This window comes from Sphingobium sp. SA2 (genome assembly GCF_032227065.1).
Classification (GTDB): Bacteria; Pseudomonadota; Alphaproteobacteria; order Sphingomonadales; family Sphingomonadaceae; genus Sphingobium.
Window position 1 is genome coordinate 2,302,310 of the sequence record NZ_JAPMXX010000006.1, and the last position, 23,774, is coordinate 2,326,083.

At 61.4% G+C, this 23,774-nt stretch carries 17 protein-coding genes and 1 riboswitch; of the genes, 10 read left to right on the plus strand and 7 right to left on the minus strand.

Annotated features, from left to right (window positions below):
- Nucleotides 1-44: 44 nt before the first annotated feature.
- A riboswitch (cobalamin riboswitch) is annotated at nt 45-251 on the minus strand.
- Together OVY48_RS18895 and OVY48_RS18900 are read left to right on the plus strand one after the other, a co-directional pair.
- Nucleotides 251-1,135, plus strand: a complete 885-nt coding sequence (locus OVY48_RS18895) for a fatty acid desaturase (protein WP_313923986.1) — start codon at nt 251-253, stop codon at nt 1,133-1,135. It overlaps the preceding riboswitch by 1 nt.
- A gap of 212 nt (nt 1,136-1,347) precedes the next feature.
- Entirely contained in the window at nt 1,348-2,040 is a 693-nt protein-coding gene (locus OVY48_RS18900; RefSeq protein WP_313923987.1) for an adenosylcobinamide amidohydrolase, read from the plus strand.
- Between the two features lie 320 nt (nt 2,041-2,360).
- On the opposite strand, the gene OVY48_RS18905 is transcribed toward OVY48_RS18900, so the two are convergent.
- The 3 genes from OVY48_RS18905 to OVY48_RS18915 form a co-directional block, all read right to left on the minus strand.
- Nucleotides 2,361-5,504, minus strand: coding sequence for an efflux RND transporter permease subunit (locus OVY48_RS18905; protein WP_313923988.1), 3,144 nt, complete (start codon nt 5,502-5,504; stop codon nt 2,361-2,363).
- Nucleotides 5,501-6,592, minus strand: a complete 1,092-nt coding sequence (locus OVY48_RS18910; RefSeq protein ID WP_313923989.1) for an efflux RND transporter periplasmic adaptor subunit — start codon at nt 6,590-6,592, stop codon at nt 5,501-5,503. The genes OVY48_RS18905 and OVY48_RS18910 overlap by 4 nt, the downstream gene beginning before the upstream one ends.
- 85 nt (nt 6,593-6,677) lie before the next feature.
- A complete protein-coding gene (locus tag OVY48_RS18915) occupies nt 6,678-7,295 on the minus strand; it encodes a TetR/AcrR family transcriptional regulator (protein ID WP_313923990.1) in 618 nt (205 codons plus the stop codon).
- A 92-nt stretch (nt 7,296-7,387) separates the two neighbouring features.
- Between OVY48_RS18915 and OVY48_RS18920 the strand changes: the two genes are divergently transcribed.
- Nucleotides 7,388-8,839 (plus strand): efflux transporter outer membrane subunit, encoded by a 1,452-nt coding sequence (locus tag OVY48_RS18920; RefSeq protein ID WP_313923991.1) that lies wholly within the window; start codon nt 7,388-7,390, stop codon nt 8,837-8,839.
- 190 nt (nt 8,840-9,029) lie between these two features.
- Here the strand turns inward: OVY48_RS18920 and OVY48_RS18925 are convergent, their stop codons facing one another.
- Nucleotides 9,030-9,305, minus strand: a complete 276-nt coding sequence (locus tag OVY48_RS18925; RefSeq protein WP_169574595.1) for an HU family DNA-binding protein — start codon at nt 9,303-9,305, stop codon at nt 9,030-9,032.
- Between the two features lie 1,050 nt (nt 9,306-10,355).
- Between OVY48_RS18925 and OVY48_RS23910 the strand changes: the two genes are divergently transcribed.
- From OVY48_RS23910 to OVY48_RS18950, 5 genes are all read left to right on the plus strand, one after another.
- A complete protein-coding gene (locus OVY48_RS23910; RefSeq protein ID WP_409593716.1) occupies nt 10,356-11,339 on the plus strand; it encodes an ATP-binding cassette domain-containing protein in 984 nt (327 codons plus the stop codon).
- A 127-nt stretch (nt 11,340-11,466) separates the two neighbouring features.
- Nucleotides 11,467-12,126 carry a sigma-70 family RNA polymerase sigma factor gene (locus OVY48_RS18935; protein ID WP_313923994.1) on the plus strand — a complete coding sequence of 220 codons (660 nt, stop codon included), beginning with the start codon at nt 11,467-11,469 and terminating at the stop codon, nt 12,124-12,126.
- Nucleotides 12,123-13,160 carry a FecR domain-containing protein gene (locus OVY48_RS18940; RefSeq protein WP_313923995.1) on the plus strand — a complete coding sequence of 346 codons (1,038 nt, stop codon included), beginning with the start codon at nt 12,123-12,125 and terminating at the stop codon, nt 13,158-13,160. Before OVY48_RS18935 ends, OVY48_RS18940 begins: the two co-directional genes overlap by 4 nt.
- A 94-nt stretch (nt 13,161-13,254) precedes the next feature.
- Nucleotides 13,255-15,807: a TonB-dependent receptor gene (locus OVY48_RS18945; RefSeq protein ID WP_313923997.1), complete on the plus strand. Its 2,553-nt coding sequence runs from the start codon at nt 13,255-13,257 to the stop codon at nt 15,805-15,807.
- Between the two features lie 2 nt (nt 15,808-15,809).
- Nucleotides 15,810-17,855: an Atxe2 family lasso peptide isopeptidase gene (locus OVY48_RS18950; RefSeq protein ID WP_313923998.1), complete on the plus strand. Its 2,046-nt coding sequence runs from the start codon at nt 15,810-15,812 to the stop codon at nt 17,853-17,855.
- On the opposite strand, the gene OVY48_RS18955 is transcribed toward OVY48_RS18950, so the two are convergent.
- From OVY48_RS18955 to OVY48_RS18965, 3 genes are read right to left on the minus strand one after another with little or no spacing between them, the layout of a single operon-like run.
- Nucleotides 17,843-19,570 (minus strand): asparagine synthase-related protein, encoded by a 1,728-nt coding sequence (locus OVY48_RS18955; RefSeq protein WP_313924000.1) that lies wholly within the window; start codon nt 19,568-19,570, stop codon nt 17,843-17,845. The genes OVY48_RS18950 and OVY48_RS18955 overlap by 13 nt on opposite strands.
- A gap of 1 nt (nt 19,571) precedes the next feature.
- Nucleotides 19,572-20,231: a lasso peptide biosynthesis B2 protein gene (locus OVY48_RS18960; protein ID WP_313924001.1), complete on the minus strand. Its 660-nt coding sequence runs from the start codon at nt 20,229-20,231 to the stop codon at nt 19,572-19,574.
- 49 nt (nt 20,232-20,280) lie between these two features.
- Entirely contained in the window at nt 20,281-20,421 is a 141-nt protein-coding gene (locus OVY48_RS18965) for a hypothetical protein (protein WP_169574587.1), read from the minus strand.
- A gap of 222 nt (nt 20,422-20,643) precedes the next feature.
- Here OVY48_RS18965 and OVY48_RS18970 point away from each other — a divergent pair, with 222 nt between their 5' ends.
- On the plus strand, nt 20,644-21,543 hold the full coding sequence (locus OVY48_RS18970) for a toprim domain-containing protein (protein WP_313924002.1): 900 nt from the start codon (nt 20,644-20,646) through the stop codon (nt 21,541-21,543).
- A gap of 34 nt (nt 21,544-21,577) precedes the next feature.
- Nucleotides 21,578-23,656 carry a ParB/Srx family N-terminal domain-containing protein gene (locus tag OVY48_RS18975; RefSeq protein WP_313924003.1) on the plus strand — a complete coding sequence of 693 codons (2,079 nt, stop codon included), beginning with the start codon at nt 21,578-21,580 and terminating at the stop codon, nt 23,654-23,656.
- Nucleotides 23,657-23,774: the final 118 nt, after the last annotated feature.

The following is a 23,774-nucleotide window of genomic DNA, read 5'->3' on the forward strand; positions in this document are numbered from 1 at the left end:
CACGCGAGGATTGACCTCGATCACGCTGAACACCCCGTCCGCGCAAAGGACCGACTACAACAGGCAGGTCTCCTGGCTCCCGGGTCAACACGCTCGCCCCGCCTTCCCAAGTGCAAATGCACCCAGTGGCATGAAGGGGCGACCGCTCTCCGGTCACAGTTGCGGGGACAGCCACGGATTACAGGGGTAGATACCTGCTTCCGCGTTCCCTATTAATCCCATCTCTGGGAACCTGTTGCGGCGTCGCAATATGGCGAGCAAAACCGCATTGCAAGGAAAATGCTGTGCTGACCTTCATTACTGGCGGGTCCCGCTCGGGCAAAAGCGCGCCCGCCACACCAACACCATCCATGATTGTGACCAACGTATCCAGCGGCGCGACCCGGACCAGCATTTTCCCAAATCTCCGCGCGCAATGTTCTGGCTGCTGGTCCGCAGCATCACCGGTCTCAACTATTATCGGGTGGCGCGCGCTGGACGCATCTGGGCACCCATCGCCAATTTCCACAATCCCAAACGCTTCGGTTTCGATTACCGCCTGTCGCTGCGCCTACGCTATGTCGCATGGGCCGTGCTGGTCTATGGCGCGATATTGTGGTCGCCCTTTCGCTGGCAGATACTGGGCCTGATCCTCATCCCGCAATTTTTCTGGGTCAATGTCTTCAACCGCATCCGCGCCATGGCCGAGCATAACGGCCTCCCCGATAATCACGAACTCAACGGCACCCGCACCGTCATCCCGACCTTGCTCGACAGGCTCCTCATCGGGCCGCTCAACATCAGCTATCATCTGGAACATCACCTCTTCCCGTCCGTCCCCTGGCATAATCTGCGCCGCCTGCACCTCCATCTGATGGCCAACCCAACCTGTGCGGCGAACGCGCATGTGTCGCGCGGATATTGGGGCATGATCCGGGAGCTCATGCCGACGCGTGGCGTGAGCGGGAGTGACGGGGGATTGGGTGAGGCGGCAGCCCAAAGATCTCCCGGACGCTATTGCGCCATCCTTTTGCAGGTGGATGGAGCAGACATGATTGCCACACGCAGACGTCTCCACGATTGCGAAGGCTGCATCAACGGTATGTTTGCAAAAATCGAAAAACCGTCGAGCATTCTTTGTCGTATACTCGAATAAAGCACCAATATTTCTTACCAATTTTCCAGAGCTCATGGATATGATCGGGCAGAGATATTCTGGTGCAGCAAAACCAGATTAACGGATGCTTAGTTTTGGGAGAGTATTTTTACTTGTAGCAGTTGTTAGCCTTGAGCCGCGTGTACATACCTACGCACAGAGGCGCATGGTTAGTGTTGCAAGCGCAGTGATATCGTGCGAGGCAGGTCTTGATGAATCCATTTTCCGTTCACTGTGCCAGCCCTTTCCTTGTTGCCTCGTTCCCTCAACCACAAGCTGTTTTGAGTTGGTCGCTGACGCGGCCAGGCTTCGCAGAAGTCAGCAGTGTCGCATGGCTCTATGTCCGGGATGCCGATCTGAGCATGGATGTCGATCCAGCCTTGCTGCTTAGAAAAAGCATGCAGTCGGCGGGATTGACGGATGCGGTCCACCTCATGACATCTCGAGATATCACCAAGCATCACATGTCTCAGGCGTCCTTCGGGCGGGCTACGGCCAGCTGCCTGGCGACCGTCGGTCTTGGTAATGCGGTGCGCGTCGGTTCTGCACCCGTTGCTCATCAGGATGTCGGGACGATCAACCTCCTCGTGCATGTCGATCGCCCTCTGTCACAAGCGGCGCTCGTGGAGACCATTTCAATTGTTGCCCAGGCGCGTACGGTTGCAATGATCGACCTTCCCTGGAAGCCATCTGGATTGGCCGTGACGGGAACTGGGACCGACTGCATCGTCGTCGCAACTCCTATCCATCCAGACATGGAACAGTTTGCTGGCCTGCATACCGACATAGGCGCAGCTGTCGGTCGGGCCGTCTATGACGCAGTCTGGTCGGGTGGACATGTCTGGATCGCCGAACAGCAGCGTACTGAAGCGCGATCTACATGCGCGTTGGCGCCCCCTGACTGACTTTGACAGGAAGGACCGCGCCAGACGAAAAAAAACTCCCCGCGCGGCATCATGTTGCTCCGGCGCGCCGTTACGGCATTTTCGTTTGAACTGCTTAGCGGACAGCGCTGCGACGCCTTGGCAAAGCGACGAAGTGCAAGGAGCGCGCCGGGGGCCATCAAAACCGTCAACGTTTCGTTCGGGTCGGCGCAGTCATAAGGGCCCTTTCGCAACCGGCCAGTGTTACGCAGCCGATGAAGGAAAGCCGACGGGCAGCAGCTGAGGATGAGACAATCGAAGGCTTAACGTCGCATAAGGCGCGACGGCAGATGGCCTCCCTCCTAGGCCGCCACCGGGTTTGCGCCAGGCAGCGGACTGGGATGCTCCTCACGGGATTGCGGCTTGATCTTGAACCACAGGGCATACAGCGCGGGCAGGAACACCAAGGTCAGGATCGTGCCGCCGAGCGTCCCACCGATCAGGGTCACCGCCATCGATCCCCAAAAGACTGAACTGATGAGAGGCACAAATGCGAGCACCGCCGCCAGAGCGGTAAGAATTACCGGTCTGGACCGTTGCACAGTCGCCTCGACCACGGCGTGGTAGGGATGCATCCCTTCCTTCTCATGGTCATGGATTTGGCCGATCAGGATGAGCGTATTGCGCATTAGGATGCCGGCGAGGGCGATCAGGCCCAAAATAGCGTTGAAGCCGAACGGTTGGCCGCTGATCAGCAACGTAGGAACGACTCCGATCAGCCCCAGAGGCGCGGTCAGCAGCACGATCGCCATGGCCGACAGGCTGCGCACCTGGAGAATGATGACGATCATCATCAGAACGATCATGATCGGGAAGATCGGCGCGAGTGCCGAATTGGCTTTCGCGGCCTCCTCGATCGAACCAGCCATATCGATATGATAGCCCGATGGCAGATCCTTGATGATGGGGTGAAGCTTTTTGAGCATCGCGGTCGAGACGTCGGGCGGTTGCAGTCCCTCAGCGATGTCGCCACGAACGGTGATCGTCGGCAACCGATCGCGACGCTGAAGGATCGGGTCCTCCATCCGCACTTCCAGTTTGCCGATCTGGCTCACCGGCACGCGCTCGCCATTAGCGCCAGTCAGCATATAGTCGCCGATCCGCGCCGGATCGAGCCGGTCACTGCCGCTTGAGCGCGCGATGACATCGACGGTGCGGATATCCTCACGCGCCTGGCTGACGGTAACCCCGGTCAGCAAAAACTGAAGCTGCTGCGCAACGTCGCTGGATGTCAGGCCGAGCGCGCGCAGTCGATCCTGATCGAGCACGAAATGCAACGCGGGGGCACGGTCGCCCCAATCGGCGTTCACGGTTCGCATCATCGGATCGTCCTGCATGATCTTCTGCGCTTTGGCTGCGACGGTGCGGACCGTCGCCACATCAGGGCCGCTGACCCGGAAAGCGACCGGGAAGGGCGAATAGGGACCAAAAACAAGCTGGGTCGCGCGCACCCGTGCCTGCGGCGCGAGGCCGTCGGCCGCGGCCTGGCGTAGCTTAACCTTCAGGGCATCACGTGCTTCTTCGTCTGCGGTGAGTACGATGATCTTTGCAAAGGAAGGGTCGGGTAGTTCGGGCGACAGAGACATGAAGAAGCGCGGGGCGCCCTGGCCGACATAAGCGGTCACGATTCTGGCTTCGGGCTGTTTACGCAGCCAGGCCTCGACTTGCTTTGCGGCCTCGCTGGTGCGGGCGATCGCTGTTCCCTTGGGCATCTGCACCTCGACCAACACTTCGGGCCGATCGGACGCGGGGAAGAATTGTTTGTTGACGAACGGCATGCTGGCGCCCGCAATCAGGAACGCGCCGAGTGTCGCGAGCGCGACAAGTTTCTTGCGCCGCACTGCCCAGGCGATGACGCTGCGCACTTTCTCATAGCGTGGCGTCTGGTAGATTGCGGCATGCCCCCCTTCCACCGGCTTGATGTGCGGCAGCATCTTCACGCCCATATATGGCGTGAAGATCACCGCGACGAACCAGGAGGCGATCAGGGCGAAGCCAACGACCCAGAAGATGTTGCCGGCATATTCGCCGGCGGTCGATTGCGCGAACCCTACCGGCATTAACCCGATCACCGTCACCAGCGTTCCGGCCAGCATCGGCGAGGCGGTATGGCTCCAGGCGTAGGCGGACGCGCGGATGCGGTCGTAGCCCTCCTCCATCTTCACCATCATCATCTCAATGGCGATAATGGCATCATCGACAAGCAGGCCGAGCGCCAGGATCAGTGCGCCGAGCGTGATCCGGTCAAGAACGCGGCCGGTGGCCCACATGATGACGAGCACGATAGCGAGCGTCAGCGGCACCGCCGCCGCCACGACGATGCCGACCCGCCAGCCCAGGCTCACAAGACTGACGATCATCACGATTGCCAGCGCTTCCAGGAAAGTGTGCATGAACTGGTTGACCGCCTCGGAGATATTGACCGACTGATCGGTGACCGGGGTCAGGCTCATGCCGAGGGGTAGTTCGTCTGTGATCTTCTCAATTTCCGTCTTCAGCGATTTGCCCAGGTCAAGGCCGTTCCATCCCTCGCGCATGACGACGCCGAGCAGCAATGCAGGCTCGCCCTGGCTGCGGATCAGGAAGGCGGCGGGGTCTTCGTAACCACGCTTGACCGTGGCGATTTCGGACAGGCGCAGCGTGACACCGTTTGCGACGATGGGCAGGTCACGGATCTTCGACAGGTCGTCGAATGCACCGTGGAGGCGCACGATCACCTGCTGTGCCTTGGTTTCGATCGAGCCTGCGGGCGTGATCATATTCTGCGCCGCCAGCGCAGCGAAGATGTCGCGTGGCGAGACGCCAAGCGTCGCCAGCCGCTCCTGGGCGAATTCGACATAGATGCGCTCAGGGCGCTCGCCCACGATATTAATTTTGTTGACGCCAGGAACATGCAGTAGGCGCTGGCGCAAGGTCTCGGCTTCACGTGCGAGCAACCGCTGCGGCTCGCCCTTAGCCTTGAGGGCATAAAGGGCGAAGGTGACTTCGCCATATTCGTCGTTCACGAATGGCCCGACCGCTCCGCGCGGCAGGTTAGGCGCTTCGTCCGACATCTTCTTGCGCGCTTGATAAAATTGGTCCGGCACGTCCTTGGGCGGCGTCGTGTCCCGCAAGGTCAATGTGGTGAAGGCCAGACCGGGCCGTGTGAAGGTTTCGCTGCGATCATACCAGCGCAGTTCCTGCAAACGCTTTTCCAGTCGCTCGGCGACCTGATCCTGCATCTCCTGAGCTGTCGCGCCGGGCCAGGCGGTGACGACCGTCATCACCTTGATGGTGAAGCCCGGATCCTCCGCCCGTCCCAACTTCAGGAACGCGACGGTGCCCGCCAGAATGATCGCGATCAGGAAGAACAAAGTGACTGATCGCTCGCGGACAGCCAGCGCGGATAGATTGAACCGGCTCGGCTTACCGGGCTCATTTCCGGGCAGATCGTGCTGCCCGCTCATCGGGCTGCACCTGCGGCTTGCGCAGCGATTCTAACCTGCTGACCCTGATGCAACATATGGGCGCCCATCGCGACGAAGCGGTCGCCAGACTTAAGTCCCGATGTCACATTTGCAGTCTCTTCACCAAGAGCAGAGACGCGAACCGGCCGCCACGCGACCGTTGGCTTGGTACCCCCGCTGACAATCCAGACGCCTGGACCTCGCCCGGTGTCGTGCAGTGCGCCAAGCGGCACTTGGGTCGTAACCTCTTCGCCTGGCGTAGCAAGGGTCACAGTGACAGTGGATCCGAGCGGCGCTCGAGCGACCGCGCCTGCAAGGACATAGCGGGCTTCGAACGTGCGCGAGGCTGGATTGGCGGAGTCAGCGAGCTGGCGCAGGGTGGCGCTGCCGGTCGCACCGTCGTAGGTGCGGGCCCGGGCGACAGAGTTCAGTGAGGGCCGCACCGTTTCGGGCAATTGCACCAGGGCTTCGCGCGGTCCTGACCGTGCTAATCGTATCACGGTCTGTCCGGCCGCAACCACCTGTCCAGGTTCTGCCAGCGTCTCGACGACTGTGCCGTCGGCATCGGCGAGCAGGACACCATAGTTGGTTTCGTTACGCGCCACATTGGCCTGCGCCTGTGCTGCGGTGAGCTGAGCGCGCGCCGAATCGGCAGCTGCCTTCGCCTGGTCGTAAGCCGAGGCCGATACGGCGCCCGCGCCCACCAGATCGCGGTAACGCCTCTCATCGGCTGCAGTCTGCAATGCGCGCGCGCGGGCGGCTTCGACGGTGCCTTGTGACGCGCGGCTCGCGAGCGCGAGGTCGGCAAGGTCGATCCGCATCAGCGGCTGTCCGCGGCGAACGACCTGTCCGGCGTCAACCAGACGCTCGATCACCTTTCCGCCGACCCGAAAGCCCAGATCGCTCTGCACGCGTGCCGCAACGATGCCGGTAAACTCGCGTGTCGCAGCATTGGCCAGGCTCGAGGTGGTTACCCTGACGAGTGGTGGCTGTGTCCGTGGATCGGATTGGGTGCGGTCGCACCCGGCCAGTGCGATCGAAAGCAGGATGGGCAGGCCAAGGGCAAAATGACGATAGCGATGGGACACGCACGATTCCTCCGAAGTATGGAGGATCGATAAGTGTCTAGTGACCATATTGTCAATAGGTCACATAAATCTGATCTGGCCGGGTTTAGGGTGCTAGGCTGCGCAGGATGAGGCCCATAACCTCGCTTTGTGCGTCGGGAAGCAGGTCCAGATTCCGCTCGAGATGAAGTGGATCGATAAAGGGGGTCATCGCGTAGAATATCGATCGGCAGATTTCGTCGATCGGTGTCTTGCGTTCGAACTCCCCATTTTCGCGGCCATCCCGGATGATCTCCTCCAGCATCGCTTTGAGGGCATCGGCATAGACTTGCGTCGATGACCAGCGCTCCTTCGCCGATAGCGCCGCAATCTCAAAGATCTTTCGATCATCGAAAAACAGGGCGACGCTGAGCGCAGTAACGCTTTTGAACATACGACGGAGCCGGTCGGTCGCGCTGCCGCCTTCATCGATGGCGGCACGCGCCTCGCTGAGGATTTGCACGAGGCGGGCGCTACAGATGGCTTCGCCGATCGCCTGTTTCGATTCAAAGAAGCGATAGATATAGGCTTTCGAGAAGCCGATCTCGCGCGCCAGGTCAGAGACCGCGGTTTTGCCATAGCCGTAGCGCGCAAAACATTCATTCGCGGCTTCGACGATCTGGTCACGTACGCTGTGTTCGGCCGGCCCGCGGGTCGAGGCCGTTGGAGTGGATGGTTTCATCATGCTCGCTCCTTAAACGCTCCAGCCAGCATTGACAAATAGTGACCATAAGGAACATTAGTCATATATTGAACTCAATCTCTCGAGGCTTGAACATGCGACACCGTCGATCCGCATTCCTGTTGTCAGCTACGGCCGCGCTTCTGGGCGGCTGTGCTGTCGGGCCTCGCTACGTCGCGCCGGTTTCCTCGGCGCCGACTGCTTTTGTCGGCGCTCCCGCCGTCGATTCGCGAACTGCGGCAACGCAGATGGCGGACCTGGTCAATTGGTGGCGGGCGTTCCAAGACCCGCTGCTGACCAGTCTCGTCGAGCGCGCGCTCGCCCAGAATCTGGATCTGCAGCGGGCGAGCGCGCGCGTCGTTCAGGCGCGCGCCGCGCTGAAGAATGCCAACGCCGCGCTCCTGCCATCCGGGCAGATGAGCGGTCAGGGTGGCGAAACCTATCAGTCGCTGGAAACTCCGATCGGACGGATTGGCAGCGCATTCCCGCAATTCGAGCGTTCAACCGAAACCTATGAGTTTAATCTTGGCGCCAGTTGGGAAATTGACCTGTTCGGTGGCCGTGACGCCGCTCGCGACGCGGCCCGCGCGGATTGGCAGGCATCGGCGGCGGCAGCAGTCGCCGCACGCCTTGCAGTGGCTGCGCAGACTGCGGATACCTATATCGCCATCCGGACCTTGCAGGCGCGCCTCGACGTGGCGCGCGCGCAAACCGACACCCAGCAGAAACTCGTCGATCTGATCACCCTTCAATATCGCAAAGGCGTCGCGGCCGAGCTACAGGTTCGCCAGGCCGAAGGCGCGCTGGCGCAGGTGCGCGCCTCGATCCCGGCTTTACAGAACGAACTCGACATGGCGATGAATGCCCTCGATGTGCTGATCGGCGTTCAGCCCGGCACAACGCGATCTGAACTGGCGACGCTCTCCCCGATACCGCTGTCCCCTGCTGTATCGACGGCGGGCGGGCCGGCAGCGCTTTTGCGGCGTCGGCCCGATATCATTGCGGCGGAACGGACGCTTGCCGCTTCCAACGCCCGGATCGGGGTCGCCGTCTCTGAATATTATCCCAAAATCTCGCTAAGCGGTCTGCTTGGCACGGCGACGACGGCGGCAGGTGGTCTGTTCACTGGCAATGCGACGCAAGCCAACGGCGTGTTGGGCTTGCGCTGGCGCCTGTTCGATTTTGGTCGTGTCGATGCGGAGATCAAGGCTGCCAAGGGCCGTAATGCCGAGGCGCTGGCTGCGTATCGCCTGACCGTCCTGCGTGCGTCGCAGGATGTCGAGGATGCCTTCTCGACATTGGTCCAGCAGGAGGCGCGTGCGGCAGCTTTGTCACAAGGTGAAATAGCATTGACGCGCGCGCGGACATCCTCGTTTGCCGCTTACAAGGGTGGGGCGGTCAGCTTGATCGAAGTGCTCGATGCTGACCGTAGGCTGCTCGAAACCCGAGATGGTGCGATCCAGGCTCGCGCCGCCGCAAGCCGCGGCGCGGTCGCCTCGTTCCGCGCGCTGGGTGGGGGCTGGGATCCGGTTCCGGCGACGAACTGAAAGACTGGCAAGATGATGCGATTCTGGGGGTGCACTGTTGCAGTATATCATGGTCCCCCGCTCGCCAAAGCCAGGGACGTGATCTAACATAGGTCACTTCTAAGTGAAAATTACGGGCCTCCCCGGGTCACTTCTCTGCGCAAATCAATAGTTAGGCCCTTCTCACAAGAAGAGAAGGGCTCATGGCGGATCAGCCGTTCAGCTTATCTTTTAGTGCCTTGGCTGGCGTGAAGCCCAGCTTCTTCGACGCAGCAATGCTGATCGTTTCGCCGGTTGCTGGGTTGCGGCCATCGCGCGCAGCACTGTGCTTGACCTTGAATTTGCCGAAGCCTGGAACCGAGACCTCCTCATCCTTGCCGGCCGCATCCGCAATTTTTGCGAACAGCCCGTCGATGACCTTCTTCACATCGGACTTGGCAAGCCCTTCATCGGTAGCGATCGAAGCGATGATATCGGTCACGGTCATAGGTCATAGTCCAGCTGTGATAAGGAGGGGCTTGAATGCCCAATCCGTCGGCTTCTGTCGAGAGGGGGAGCCAGGGAGAATTTACGACAAACAAGCGTTCGCGCGGCCGAGCGTCGAAGAAAATATATTTCACCGAGCATGATCCCTCCGCAATCCCGGTTCGCAAGATGATCGTGCGGAACGAATGCGAGGCTTTGTCCGATTTTCGGACTTGTTCCGATGGCGTCGCGCGCCAGAGGCTGCGATCCGTGAGGCAGGCCAGCGACCCGTTGCCGGGAGGCTGTACATCTCACGGAGGAAGCAATGTCCGCGCTGGCCCTCATGTTTCGCCTCACGCGAATGATGGTCGACAGGCGCTTGGGCGTCCGTGACGCAGTCTTTATCGGGATGGCAGGGGAGGGGATCGGTATTCTGCTCCTGGTTGCTGGACCTCTACTGCTCAAGCATCTCGTCGATCGCCTCTCCCAGCCATTGCCATTGTCAGCGCCGCTGGTTGTCGCCGTGATCCTCTTTGCACTTACGGCCGCTGCCGCCGGCTTGGTCGCTGCTTTGCGTCATCACAGCACGACCCGCATCGTCGAGGCGATTGCCGGCGACCTGGCGCTGCAGCTTCTTGCCTCTCGCCTTCCCATCATGGCGAGGCACCCTGACGCCATGGGGGGGAGGATGCTCGGGCAGATCGAACGACTGCCGTTCAGCCTCCATCTCTTGATCGACGGCCTGTTATGGCAGGCCGTTCCCCTCATGGTTCAGATGGCGGTGGCCTTCTGCGTAATCCTGGCGGTCGTTCCCTGGATCTATGCGGTTCTGATCGGCTTGACACTCGCAGGCTATTGCTTCGTCACCATGGTGGGGGCCGAGCGCTACCAGCATCAGGCTGTGGCAGCGAATGAGCGGTCTGCAAACCTGACGGCATGTGTCGCCGATCTTCTGCGCAATGCTCCGCGCGTCATATTCAATGGCAATATGGACGCCGAGCTTGCGCGCGCAGCCCTGCTGGCTGGAGAGCGCGCGAAGGAGGCTGGACGCGGCACCCGGTCCCTGGTCTCGATGGCGGCCGTGCAATGCAGCGCCGTGACGCTGGGCCTCGTCCTCCTTCTTGGTCTCGCAGTCCGTGACGTGCTGGCTTTCCGGCTGACGGTAGGGGACCTCATTTTATTGCAGGCTTACGCGTTACGCCTGGTCCTGCCGCTTGGCGGCTTTGGCTTCCTGCTGAGGCAGGCGGGACGCGCCGTCGCGCAGATCCGCGAAACATTGGCCTTGATCGATGGTCATGCGCGATCGCCTTCATGTCCAGGCCCACTCCCCGATGGTCCCGCGCGGGTTCAGCTTGGCGGCATCAGCTTTGCTTTTGACGGTATCAGGTACGTTGTTCGTAATGTAAGCGCCACTATCGAAGCTGGAAGCCTTACTGTCCTGGTTGGCGCTAACGGTTCGGGCAAATCGACTCTTGCTCGCCTAATCGCGGGATTGCTGGATCCCTTGGCAGGCAGTGTGGATGTCAACGGCATCATCCTTGCAGATGTGCCGCGCGAGCACCGGCACCGGCATATCCTCTATGTCCCGCAACATGTTGGGCTGTTTGCGCGTTCGCTTGGCGAAAATGGCCTCTATCCCCCGGCAGCATCACAAGCGCAGTGCCTGCAGCGACGGCTACAGGCGCTGCACTTCTACCCAGATGACCGCATGCCCGAACTCGACATGCCGGTCGGAGAGGGCGGTCACGGACTGTCTGGTGGCCAGATTCAAAAGCTCGAACTCGCGCGGCTGGCGAGCGCGGCGGTGCCGGTCCTCATCCTCGACGAGGCGACCTCAGCGCTCGATCTGCAGAGTGAGACTGCTGCGATCGAGACATTGCGGCGCGAGCGTGCCCAGAGCACGATCATTCTTGTGACCCATCGTCGGCATATTGCCCGTATGGCCGACCAAGTTCTCTTCCTCGTTGATGGCGCGCTACGTTGTGCAGGGACAGATGAGGCCTTGGCGCAGCGAGCCGATTATCGAAATTTCTGGCATCGAGCCAAAAGCGCCTGAACTCTCTTGGGGGATGATTGACAGGGGAATGCGAAAAGGCAAAGAATTAGGCCATGCACCATGGCTGTCCATCGGACGGCCCGCTTGCTCCGCGAGACGGCTTCGTCTCCAGGCACGGCACCGATCAATGCAATGGAACCGGCACGTCCCGGATTCCATATTTGTGTCCGGGCCTATTTTCGTATGTCGTTTTCACAGCATCGCCGCGCAGTCTGCCGCGCGCCTGACAGTTCACCATATGCCACGCAGTGATGGCGGGAAGGCCAGCGCCGAGGGAGCGCAGCAAACACGCAGACGCATTCTCGAGCGGCTTTTCCGGTCCGAGGCACCTGGTCTTGCGCGTTTCGTTCGAAGTCGGATCGGGCGGACCGAAGATGTCCACGACCTTGTACAGGAGGCCTTCGTCAGTCTGGCTGCCGCGCGCCCGCAGATCCTGCTCGAGCGGCCGGAAGCCTATCTGCAACGGGTCACACGCAATCTCGTGTTCGAGCGTTTCCGCCGCGGCGCCCGGCCAGGACAACTGGTGCAAGCAGATCTGGACGAGGCGCTAGGCGTGGCCGTTCCCCCCGAACAGGAATGGGCTCTGGAGGCCGATGACGCGACCAGTCGCTATGTAGCCGTACTTGATACGCTTGGCCCCCAAACCCGCGAGATATTCCTCCTCCACAGGGTGGACGGACTGACCTACGGCGAAATTGCCGATCGGGTGAACCTCTCGATCAAGTCGGTCGAATATCATATGGGTCGCGCCCTGGCGCGGCTCCATCAGGCATTTTACGGGTCATGAGCAAAAAATCCACAGCGCAGCGGGGAGAGCCGGCACCCAACCCATTGCTTGACGAGGCGATCAGCTGGTGTCTGCGCATGCAAAGCAAGGATGCCGACGAGCACAGGGCCGCGTTCGAAACCTGGCTTTCCCTCGGGGGCGTCCACCGTCAGGTCTATAGCGAGGTGAGCGAACTCTATGGTTTTGGCGAGAAGCTACGCGGGGTCGATCTTGACCGGACCGCCGACCAAATACAGGAACCCAGGCATGCAGTTCATGCGACGCGATGGAGGGGGCCTGCTCTGACGGCGGCACTCGCCATCTTCATGGGCATCAGTGTTTTCTACTTTGATGGAAAGCGGGAGGCAGCTCCAGACCGACTGGCAAGACGTGCGCTTGGCGCAGGGCAACTGCAGACAGCGCTGGGCGAGATTCGAACGGTCCGGCTCGATGACGGGTCGATGGTGACGCTTGACACGGACAGCCTGGTTACCTTCCAGCCGGGGCGCTCGAACAGGCGGCTGCGCCTCGAGCGCGGCCGTATCCGCCTGGCCGTTGCAACAGCTTCCAGACCATTCGTGGTCGCAGCGGGCGCGGGGACGATCACCACGCTTGGCTCCCTGTTCGACATTGGCTTGTCGCGCTATCAGGAGGTTGACATGTCATTCTTGCGGGGCACGGCTGAGCTTCGGACCGCAGGCAAATGGTCGGCTTTGAGACCCTCTAATGCTACCCGGGTCGCCAAAGGCTATCGCGCTAGCTACGGCCCGGATGGGCGAACGGCTATTGCGAAGATGGCGAGGGACGAGCTTGCGGCCACCGCCTGGCCAAGCGGGCTCATGTCTTTTGACGGCGTGCCGCTGGCGCAGGTGTTGGGCCATGCCAACCGCTATGGCGTGGTGAAGATCATCCTCGCCGATCCCGCGCTTGGCCAGCGGCGATTCTACGGCACTGTGCGCCTCAACGACACCCGTCGGCTCGCGGCCGTCATCGCGCACGCCTTATCCCTGCAGCTGCTCGAAGAGGGCGGGACGATCCGCTTGTCCCCGACATAAAAATCTTTCGTCCGGTTTAGGGTAGAGCCGGACTTTCACAATGTCCCCGTCAGAGCCCGCCAACACCGGGCCTGCCACAACTGGGGGACATTCCATGCATAACGCCCGTCATTGGGTGGCAAGCAGCCTGCTTGCCATCGCGGTCGCTCACACCCTTCCAAAGGCATCCGCGCGCGACGAGGTCAGCGCCCCTGTCATGATCGATTTGCCAGCGCAGCCGCTTACCAAGACATTGCTGGCGATCGGGACACTGACAGGAAGGCAGATCATTTTCCCTGGAGATGCGATGGCTGGCCTCTCCGCGCCCGGGATTGAGGGGCGTCTCACCGCACCGCAGGCACTGGCACGTGCCCTGATGGGGACGGGTTTTAAGGTCGAAATGGGTTCGGACGCCATTTACATTCGCCTTCCCTCCGGGGCTGCCGGGGGACAGGGAGCCGAGCAAAGGGGCGAAGCCATTGTCGTGACAGGATCGCGCATAAGGGGCGTGGCATCAGCGTCGCAGGTCTACAGCTATGAGACCGCACAGGCGCGAGACCAGGGGATTACCGACATGCGCGGTCTCGCGGCCGCAATCCCGCAGAATTTCACCGGTGGTCAAAGCCCAGGGGTCGGCAACGGCGCCGAGGCATCGGGAAGCAGAAACACGGATTCCTCAACCGCGCTCAACCTGCGCGGGCTTGGACCCGGCTCCACATTGACGCTGCTCAACGGTCACCGGCTCGCCTATAATCTGAGCAATCAGTCGGTGGATTTCTCCAGCATCCCTTTCGCGGCGGTAGAACGGGTCGAAATCATGCCTGATGGTGCGTCCGCGCTCTATGGTTCCGATGCGATCGGCGGCGTTGCGAACATCGTGCTCAAAAAGGATCTTCGCGGCGTAACCGCCAACGCCGTGCTCGGCGCGGCGACGGACGGAGGCTATTCCACCCAGAATTACAATATCGCCGCCGGCACGCTCTGGCGATCCGGCGGCGTGCTGCTGACGGGCAATTATGACCGCAACACGGAGATTCTGGCGGGGGACCGCAGCTTCGCTTCCGGCGTGAATGAACATCTCACCCTGTATCCCAAGATCGAAAGCTACGCTATCGTCGGCAGTGGCCATCAGGATGTTGGCGAAAATCTGGTCCTCGCGCTTGATGCCCTCTATTCACACCGGGACGCCGTGCGCGCCAGCCCCTACACCAATAACGCGCCGGTCGAGGTGTCGGGGATCGTCTTTTCGACGTCCAGCTGGAATTTGAGTGTCGCGCCCTCAGCGACGCTTCGCATGAGCGATTGGCAATTCTCGTTAGTCGGCATCTATGGGCGTAGTCATCTCAGGAGCCGCTCGCAAATTTTCCCCAGCTATTTCAGCAGCGCGGTACTGGAAAATGAGACGATCGGAAGCGAAATCTCGGGCGATGGACCACTGGTCGCCATTCCTGGCGGCGACATCCGCCTGGCTTTTGGAGGCGGCTATCGGCGGGACGCCTTCATCTCGCGTGCGGCGAGCAATCCGATCGATGCACATCAGGAGAATATATTCGGCTATGCCGAACTCAGCATCCCACTGTCTTCGCCAGACCAGGAGATCCCTGGCTTCTATCGCACCTCGCTTTCAGCGGCCGTTCGTTATGAGGACTATCCCGGCATCGGAAGGCTCGCGACGCCAAAGCTGGGTTTCGTCTGGTCACCCAATGCGGATGTCGACTTCAAACTGAGCTGGGGCCGCTCTTTCAAGTCGCCGACCCTCTATCAGCGGCTCAATCCCGTTACCGTCTATCTGTTTCCCGGAAACCTCTACGGCGAGCGGCCGGGCGCTCCAGCGGGTCAGACGATATTGGCCGTCTATGGCGGCAATAGCGAACTGAAACCCGAAAAGGCGGACAGCCTTTCCGCGAGCCTCGTCTTCCATCCAAGTCGGATACCTGGTCTCGATCTCTCGCTCAGCTATTTCAGGGTCAACTACCGGAATAGAATCGTCGACCCGATCTCGTCGCTGAACCGCGTGCTGATCGATCCGGTGTTTGGAAACCTCGTCCAATTCTCACCCACGCCCCAAGACATAGCCGCTACGATCGCCATGGCACCGCTGGGCCTTGAAAATCAGACCGGGTCCGGTGCTCCGTTCGACCCTGCAAGCGTCTACGCCACTATCGATGGCCGTTCGCAGAATGTAGCGAAAGACCAGATTTCAGGCGTCGATCTTAGCTTGAGCTATCGCTTCGATGCCGGAATCCTGGGAACGCTCTCCCTCTTTAGCAATGCAACTTATCTGCGCTCCAGCCGCATTCTCATCGAGGGGATGCCGAAGATCGACCTTGCAGGCACCATTTTCAATCCTCCCCATTTCAAGCTGCGCGGCGGGGTGGGCTGGTCGCTCGACAGCCTTCTCGTGAATGCCGTGATCAACTACATCGGAGGCGTCACCGATAATCGGCGCGTTGACACCGTCGAACTCAAGGGCATGGCCAGCGTCGATTTGTCGGTCAAATATCATGTCGATGTTGCAGGTGGCGTCGATGTACAGGTGAGCGCTCTCAACATCCTCAATGCCAAGCCTGATATCATCCGGAACTCGGGCAATTATATGCCAGTCGACAGCACCAACTACCCTACCATCGGCCGCTACATGAGCCTCTCGCTCACCAAGAGCTTCTGACGATGCTGGCTCTGATGGCTGTCGCCGCGCTCGCCCTGTCCCAGGCGGCACCGCCGCCGCAGGCAGATCGATGCACAGAACGTCTGCACTGGCGTTCGGCTGAAGGCTCGACGCGACCTTCCGATATCGAAGTCCTGGTGGAACTGCGCGATATCGGCGGACAGGCGGATGCCGAAGCGCCCTTCACCGTCTCGCCCGATGGAAGGAAGATCGCTCTGACTCTACGACGCGCAGACGCAGGACGGAATGACTTTTGCCAGGGCATAGTGATCCTCGATATCCGGTCCGGGCAGGTTAGTGCGCCCATCCTCGTAGGAGGCGGCGTTTCGCTTAATCGTTACGATCTTCCCGAAATTCCCGATTTTTCAGGCGGGGTCATAGCTGCCGTCATACCGCGCTGGTCACCTGATGGAAAATGGCTGGCCTATACCGAGCGCCGCGATGGCATCGTTCAGATCATGCGGGTGGCAGTGGCCGGGGGAGATCCTCTGCAGGTGACGCGCTCGCCGGTGGACGTTCGGGATTTTTCCTGGACCAAGGACGGCAAGGAGATCGAATATGCCACGCGGCCGGATGACCCGTCCGCCGCTCAGGCCGTGATTGAAGAAGGAAAGGACGGCTATCGTTTTGACGAGCGGTGGATGCCCGAATGGCGCTTCTCGCCTTTCCCCGGGCCTACGGCGACCAGGCGCTTTGCCGTAGCGCTAGCTTCAGGGGCCATTAGGGCAGCAGATCCTGCTACTGCGGAAAGCGTCGGACCAGGAAGCGCGATCAATGCGTCAGGCTTCGAGGCGCGCATCGCTTTTCGGACCACGGGTCTGATCAACGGGCCGAAATTTATCACGGCGTCCAGGAAGGGTGGCGAACGAATTGAATGCCGTGACGCCGCTTGCGCCAAGGCGCGCCAGCTCTGGTGGCGCGATGAGCGCAGACTGTTGTTTTCCAGCGAAACCGGACCCGCCGACAGCCTGACCGAGATTGTGAGTTGGGACCTCACCACGAGCCAGAGGCACCGCCTGCTACTGACATCTGATCACGTGGTTGGCTGTCGGCCCTCCGCGGAAGGTCTGGTCTGCGCCGTTGAAAGCTCGACGGTTCCGCGTCGGTTGGTGGTGATCGACTATGACACGGGCGCCGAGCGAGAGCTGCTCGACCCCAATCCCGAGTGGCGGGCGATCGCGCTGGGCGAGGTTCGTCGTCTCCACTGGAAAAACGATATCGGCCTCGAAAGCTCTGGCGATCTTGTCCTTCCACCGGGCGTGACCAAGGCGGCCGGCTTGCCGCTCGTCGTCGTGGGCTATCAGTCGCGCGGCTTTCTGCGCGGAGGCACGGGCGATCTTTTTCCCATATTCCCTTTGGCCGCCAGGGGGTTTGCCGTGCTCGTCTACACGCGCCCTGCGTTTTTTGGCTATCTGAAGCCAGTGGAGACTCAAGCCGAGGCCGATCGCCGGGGCTTTGACGGATGGGCGGACAAGAAGAGCGGGGCCTCCTCGATCCTGGCCGCAATTGCGATGCTGGAGAAGGAGGGTGTCGTTGATCCGAACCGCATCGGCCTAACCGGCTTTAGCGACGGCGTCGACAAGGCGACCTATCTGCTCATCCATCATAATGTCTTTCGCGCAGTCGCCATGGCGGGCTGCTGCAGCGATCCTCTGATGGTAAACGCCTCGATTGGCCCCTATCTCGCGAAGGTCGCCACGGCGGCAGGCTTTCCCGCCTATAAGGACCGCAACAGCGAGCGCGTTCGAGAATATTCGCTTGCCGCCAATGCGGCCGATGTCGACACGCCCATCCTGATCCAGTCGGCCGACCGCGAATATATGCATTCGCTCGAGGTCGAGGCTGCATTTCGGCAGGAGGGCAAGCCGCTCAGCCTCTATGTTTTTCCAGACGAATATCATATATTCTGGCAACCCGCGCATCGCAGGGCTGCCTATGCCCGCAATATAGAGTGGTTCGAATATCATCTGCTTGCAGATGGCAAAGGTCCGCTGCCGCGCTCGCTTGCTCCGATGGTGCAGCCGCAACAGGCGAGCTATCCACGCTGATAGCGGCACCAGATTTCGGCATCGACAAGCTCTAACAGGCGCAGATAGTCCAGGTCTCGAACGGGAGGTTCGCGCTCGCAATAGCGTCTAACAGCGTCCGCATCGACAATCTGTTTTTCGACGAGCATACCCTCGATGAGGAACGCCTTCAGGTCGTGGCGGTAGGTCTCGAAATAGCGGGCATGCATCTGGAGCGGCGACCCCTTGCTTCGTCGTTCTGCAATCTCGGGCGGGAGTGTGGTGGCGGCCTGTCGGGCGATGGACCTGTCGATGCCGCCGTCACACCACATCCAGCTGGGGATGCTCAGACACGCCTCAACGATCGGTGCCAGGAGAAGGGGTGACAGGCTGACCGTCGATGCTGATCGCGGAAAGCGCTCGAGATAATTATGCGCCCTGATGAGCACGGCGATATGGGCTGTCGATCCGCGAAGCGCATCGCAAGGCGCATCCAGCCAGGGATGGAGCTTCCGGGGAGCGGTCCGCTCCGCGACCTCCGCGGTGAGAAAGATGGGCTCGCGCGGCCAGGCATAGGCGTTCACCGGTTGAAATCGCGTGCGCAGCGTTCTTGCGACATGGCGTGCAAGATCCATATAGGAGGCCGATGTGATCCGTCTGAGGTCGCCAAGCATCTGCCAGACGCCAGCCAGAGAGGGACGAGCCTGGAGCAGATCGCCAAGCGCATAGGGCGGTGCCATGCCGCAAAAACTATTGTCTCCCCCAAATCCGCCCAAGACGGCGCCATGCCCGCCTAGATAGCTCTGATCGAGCAGCCTTGCGTTGATCAGCCCAGCGATCGTTCGATAGGTCGGCCGCGGCAGAAACATGTCAGACCGGCAACTGGTCGGAAAATCTGGCGCTCGATAAGGGACCGCTGTCAACGGTGCTTCGCATGTCCTGGCAACGATCGCGGCAAAGGCGCGTTCATCTCCATATGGATCGCCGTCGGTGTAGAATGTAAGAAGCCGCGCGTCCTTCGTGAACTGCGCTATCTGTGTGGCAACGATGGAGGAATCGAGGCCGCCCGAGACCGTGATGAGGGGGTGTGAATATCTGGCCGCAAGCGCCTGATGCACAAGAGTGAATGCGCTTTCGAGACGGTCGATCGCTTCCTCCACCGTCTCCACCGGTGACATTGCAGGATCCCAGGGAGTCCATGCGGCTTTCGTCTCGATCCCCTGCGCTGTGACGGTCATTTCTTCGCCGGCGAGCAGTTCGTATACCCCCGTCAGCCCCGTCCGGGCTGTGAAATGGTTGATGAACAGAAGCTCTTCGGCAACTTCCGTCCAGTCGATGTCCAGGGGACGTCGATCATAGAGGCGCAGCAGATCGACATCGGAGGCGACTATCCAGCCACCCTCATGTCGTCGATAATAGCAGGGCAGTTGACCGGATGGATCGCGAACAAGGCTGACCTGCCCAGGCTCTGTGGCGTGGATGGCGACAAAAGCACCCCAGTGTCGGGCCAGAAGAGCTTTGGCCGGGTCGTTCGTGCCGGACTCATCCGCCCTCGTCATCTCTCTTGGGAAGGCAAGGCCCAGGACGACATAGTCTCCTTCCGCTGGCTTTGAGACCTCGATCGGTCCGCTCACATGCAGGGAAAGTCCTTGTGCTTCCAGAACAGCGCGGAAGCCGGAAGGCGCCTTTTGGGGGAGCGTTCCGACAGATCGTCTGTCCATCGCCATGTCGATGAAGCAGATATAGCGGCCGCCCATATCAGACCGTCAGGATCGGCGAGAAGCTGCGCGCAGTCTCGAGATCGTCATTGACCAGCAGCCCGTCGAGCTGGACCCAGCAATGGGCCGAGAAAGGGGCCGTTCGCACGCCAATGACCAGCGTTGCGGGAATGTCCCGGTCGAGCATGGCCATCATGAGGGCTATCGAAATCGAGAGGCAGCGATCGTCAGTCGGGAAAAAGGGGCCAGTGCGTGCGAATGCCTGCGCCACCAGTCCCGCTTTGACCTGATCAATGCGCGATTTTTTGAGGTTCCGTTTTCTTGCTTCCAGGCGGCCGATCACCCGATCGACAGGCGCGATGCGGAGCCAGGCAATGGCATAGGCGCGCAGAAAAAGGGCGCGCGCAAAAAGCGCCCCCCCGGCTGACTGTTGTTGGCATGGGAGTTTGCCCTCCACCGCCTGGAGCCTGTCGGTCCTGGAATCGGCTTGAGGCGAACCCGGCTGCAGGCCAGCAGGGCCGAGCAGGTCGGCAAGTGCGGCCAGGTCAGCGGCATTCTGCTCCCCAGCCGCCACGACACGCAGGAAGCTTCCATGCAAGACCCGTGGGACAGCAAAATAGCGGTCCTGTTCGAGGTCGAGAAGGATGATGTCATCCTGGCAGATGGCGTGAACCAGGCCGGGCCGTAATTGCATGGACATGGAGAGCCTCCCCCTAGCCGGACGCGCGCGGACGCGCGTCCGGTGCCGATCACTCGGCGTTGAGGCCCATCTGGAAAATGCGCTGGGACGAGGGATCGTCCTGCGGTCCATTATTGTTGAGGCCCTTGGTCACGATCGTCGCCGCGCCGAGGTCGATGAGCTGGTGGCTGTCCTGATCCTTCTTCGTCATGTCATGCTCCTTGGTTGTACCGCCGAATCGCGGTTTCCAGAGCATCGCGCCAGAAGCGATTTTGATAAAATGGAGATGGTCCGAAAGTCGGACAATGTTGCGCGAATATTTCGCAAATATCATCTGGTATCAGTAGTTTTTGGAACATGGCTAATATTTGATGGAAGCCGTTTGAGGGGAAGGGTGAGCGGCTTGCATATAGATTTTTGCAGGCGCTTTCCCATGACTATCAGTTCTCTTGGCCTCGCAGCGGCGAGGCTCGTCCATCGGCTTGGCGGCAAGTGGCAGACGCACGGCGCGATGTGTCACTGCCCCGCGCATGACGACAGGATCCCAAGCCTCTCGATCCGTGTCGGCCACAGCAGCCTCCTGTTCAAATGCTTTGCAGGATGCGACACGCTCGATGTCCTGCGGGCGATCAGGCGCCTTGACTTGCGCGTGCCCGTGGAAAGGTCCGCGGCCTTTGACATGGCGCGCGCGATCGCGCCAAGGACGGGCGAGCTTGCCCGGTCGCTCTGGAACTGCGGCCACGGACTCGCCGACACGCCGGGCGACATCTATCTGCGCGCGCGGGGCATCGATGCCTGCTCGCAGGCGCTGCGCTGGCATCCACGAACGCCATTGGGCCGCGGCAGGGATGTGCAGTTTCGGCCAGCGCTCCTGGCGGGGATCGAGGCGCAAGAGAGGATCGTTGCGGTGCAACGGCTCTTCCTGGAGCGCGATGGCCGCGCGCTCGCACATGATCTCAGCCGACCAAAACGGACCCTGGGCCGTCCCCTCTGCGGCGCTGTCCGCCTGTGCGAAGCAGGGCCGCGCCTCGGACTTGCCGAGGGTATAGAGAGCGCCCAGTCCGCGTCGATCCTTCTTGGGCTCCCCGTTTGGGCCGTCCTCGGCGCAGAGCGGCTTCACCAGATTCGCGTGCCCCCGGCGGTGGAGGAGATACTGCTTCTCCCCGACTATGATGCTGCAGGCCAGAGAGCCGAACGCCTGGCTCGTGCAACCTATCTTTCCCAGGGCTTCGCAGTCGAGACCCTATGGCCCTGGCGCGGCCATAACGACTGGAACGACGTGCTGCGGGAAGGGGGGAGGGAGAAAGTGAGCCGGGCGCGGATAGCGGTCTGACAGGCAGGCGGCTGCGCGTTCACGGAGAAACAGGATGACGACACCCTCCATCGCTTATGTGCTCGCGCGCGACTGCTTCAAATCGCCCGACAATGTGCGCACGCACAGCGACCCCTCGGCCGATGCCGAGCTCAAAGCCAATATCGCTGCCAGCGGCTTCCTGCTGGAAAATCTGATCGGCGTGCGTGTGAGCCGCGGCGCGCGCAAGGGGCAGGTCGAAATCTATGGCGGCGGCCGCCGACTCGAGGCGACCCGCGCCAATATCGACGAGGGCGCGCTCCATCCCGACTTCATGGTCCCCGTCCTTATCGCGAAAAATGCGAGGGACGCGATCGAGATGAGCCTTGCTGAAAATTTCTACCAGCTGCCGATGAATCCGGCGGACGAGGGCTGCGCCTTCCGGATGATCATTGAGCGCGAGAAGAAGTCGCCCGCCGAGGTCGCAAAGCGCTTCGGCAAGACTGAAACCTTCGTGCTTGGGCGCCTGCGCCTCGCCAATCTGGCCGATCCCGTCTTTGCCGCCCTGCGCGCGCTCGAGATCACGCTCGACGTCGCCAAGGCCTATGGGAGCACGGCGGACAAGGAACGGCAGGCCCGGGTCTTCGAGCAGGTGCAGGCGAGCTATCATCGCAACAATCCAAACGAGATTCGTCGGCTACTCGCCACAGGTTCATTCTGCGGTGCCGATCCCAAGGCGATGCTGGTCGGGCGCGACGCCTATATTGCGGCCGGCGGACGGATCGAGGAGGATCTGTTCACCGACGCCGGCAGCGAAATCTGGCGCGACGGCGAGATCGTCGAGAGACTAGCGCAAGAGGCGCTTGAGACAGCCGCGCAGGCGATCCGGGCGCGCGAAGGCTTTGCCGAGGTGCGCGTCGTTCCAGCGACCATGATCCCCTACAGCATGACCTATCAATTGCCGTGTGCGATCGAACCCGAGCCCGGTCCGCTCAGCCCCGATGGCGCCGAGCGACAGGTCGAGATCGAGGCCGAACTGGCGACGATTGAGGAAGCAGCGCAAGGCGCTGATGACTATTCGCCAGAGCAGGTCGAGCGCATCGAGGCGCTCCATGCCGAGCTCGACGCCATGATGCCACAGGAGGCCGCCCTGACGCCTGCCCAAAAGGCCGGTGCCATCGCCTTTGTGATGATCGATGCGGACGGTAAGCCCCGGCTACACGACAGTTTCTATGCGCTCGAGGACCTGTCCGCCGAAGACGACGGTCTCGATGATGACGATATGACGGACGAGGCCGGTGAGGATGACGCTGGCGGGCGCGATCCCGGCGCGGGGGACGAGGAAGGCGAGGCCGACGGGGCCATCGCCTATAGCGGACGGCTTCGCGATGAGCTTGCGATGATGAAGACCGAACTGCTTGCGCTGCACGTCGCCAACGATCCCCAATTCGCGCTCAACCTCGCCATCTTCATCATGGTCGACAAGGCGCTCGGTACCGGCTGGACGGGCATGCCAAGCGAACTTTCCGCCCGGGCCGCGACAGCGCGGGTCCATGGCTATGAAAGCGACACCGCGGCCGCCAGGGGTTGGACGCAATTTGAGCAGGGGCTCGAACGGGCATGGCATGATCATGACACGCTCGAGGCGCGCTATGACGCTTTCTGCGCGCTCGATGAGGCGGCGCGCGCCGCCTGGCTCGGCTGGGCGGTCGCCCGTACGATCAATGCGGTTCCCGACGGCCACAGCGGCAGCAGCTTCCTCACCCATCTGGGTGCCAAGCTTGGTATCGACGCGGTGCGCTGGTGGCGGCCGACCGCGCGCAACTTCTTCGATCGGCTGACCAAGCCGATGATCCTTGGCCTATTCGAGCTGATCGGCGGCCTTGCCCTGAAGAACCGCTATGCCAGCTCGCGCAAGTTCGAACTTGCCGTTTCGGCTGAGAAGCTCTTCGCAGGAGACGTCATCGCGGACGCCGACGTCAAGGCGCGTGCCTTGTCCTGGCTTCCGGACGAGATGCGGTTCGGACCGGACGCGGGGCCGCCCAGCGACGATGCACTGATAGGTGAGTTCGATGACGAGGGCGCCCGGGAGCCTGAAGCGGCGGCGCAATCGGGCGATGACGCCGCTTCGCCGGCAATACCGCAGGCGGCCTGAGCATCGAGACGAACCAGGGACCGCGCGCCATCGCGGTCCCTGGCGCTTTTTAGCCCTCAGTAGCGGTGACGTCCCCTCAACCCATCGCCGGGAGGAAGGGGGGAGAGCGTCAGGCGAG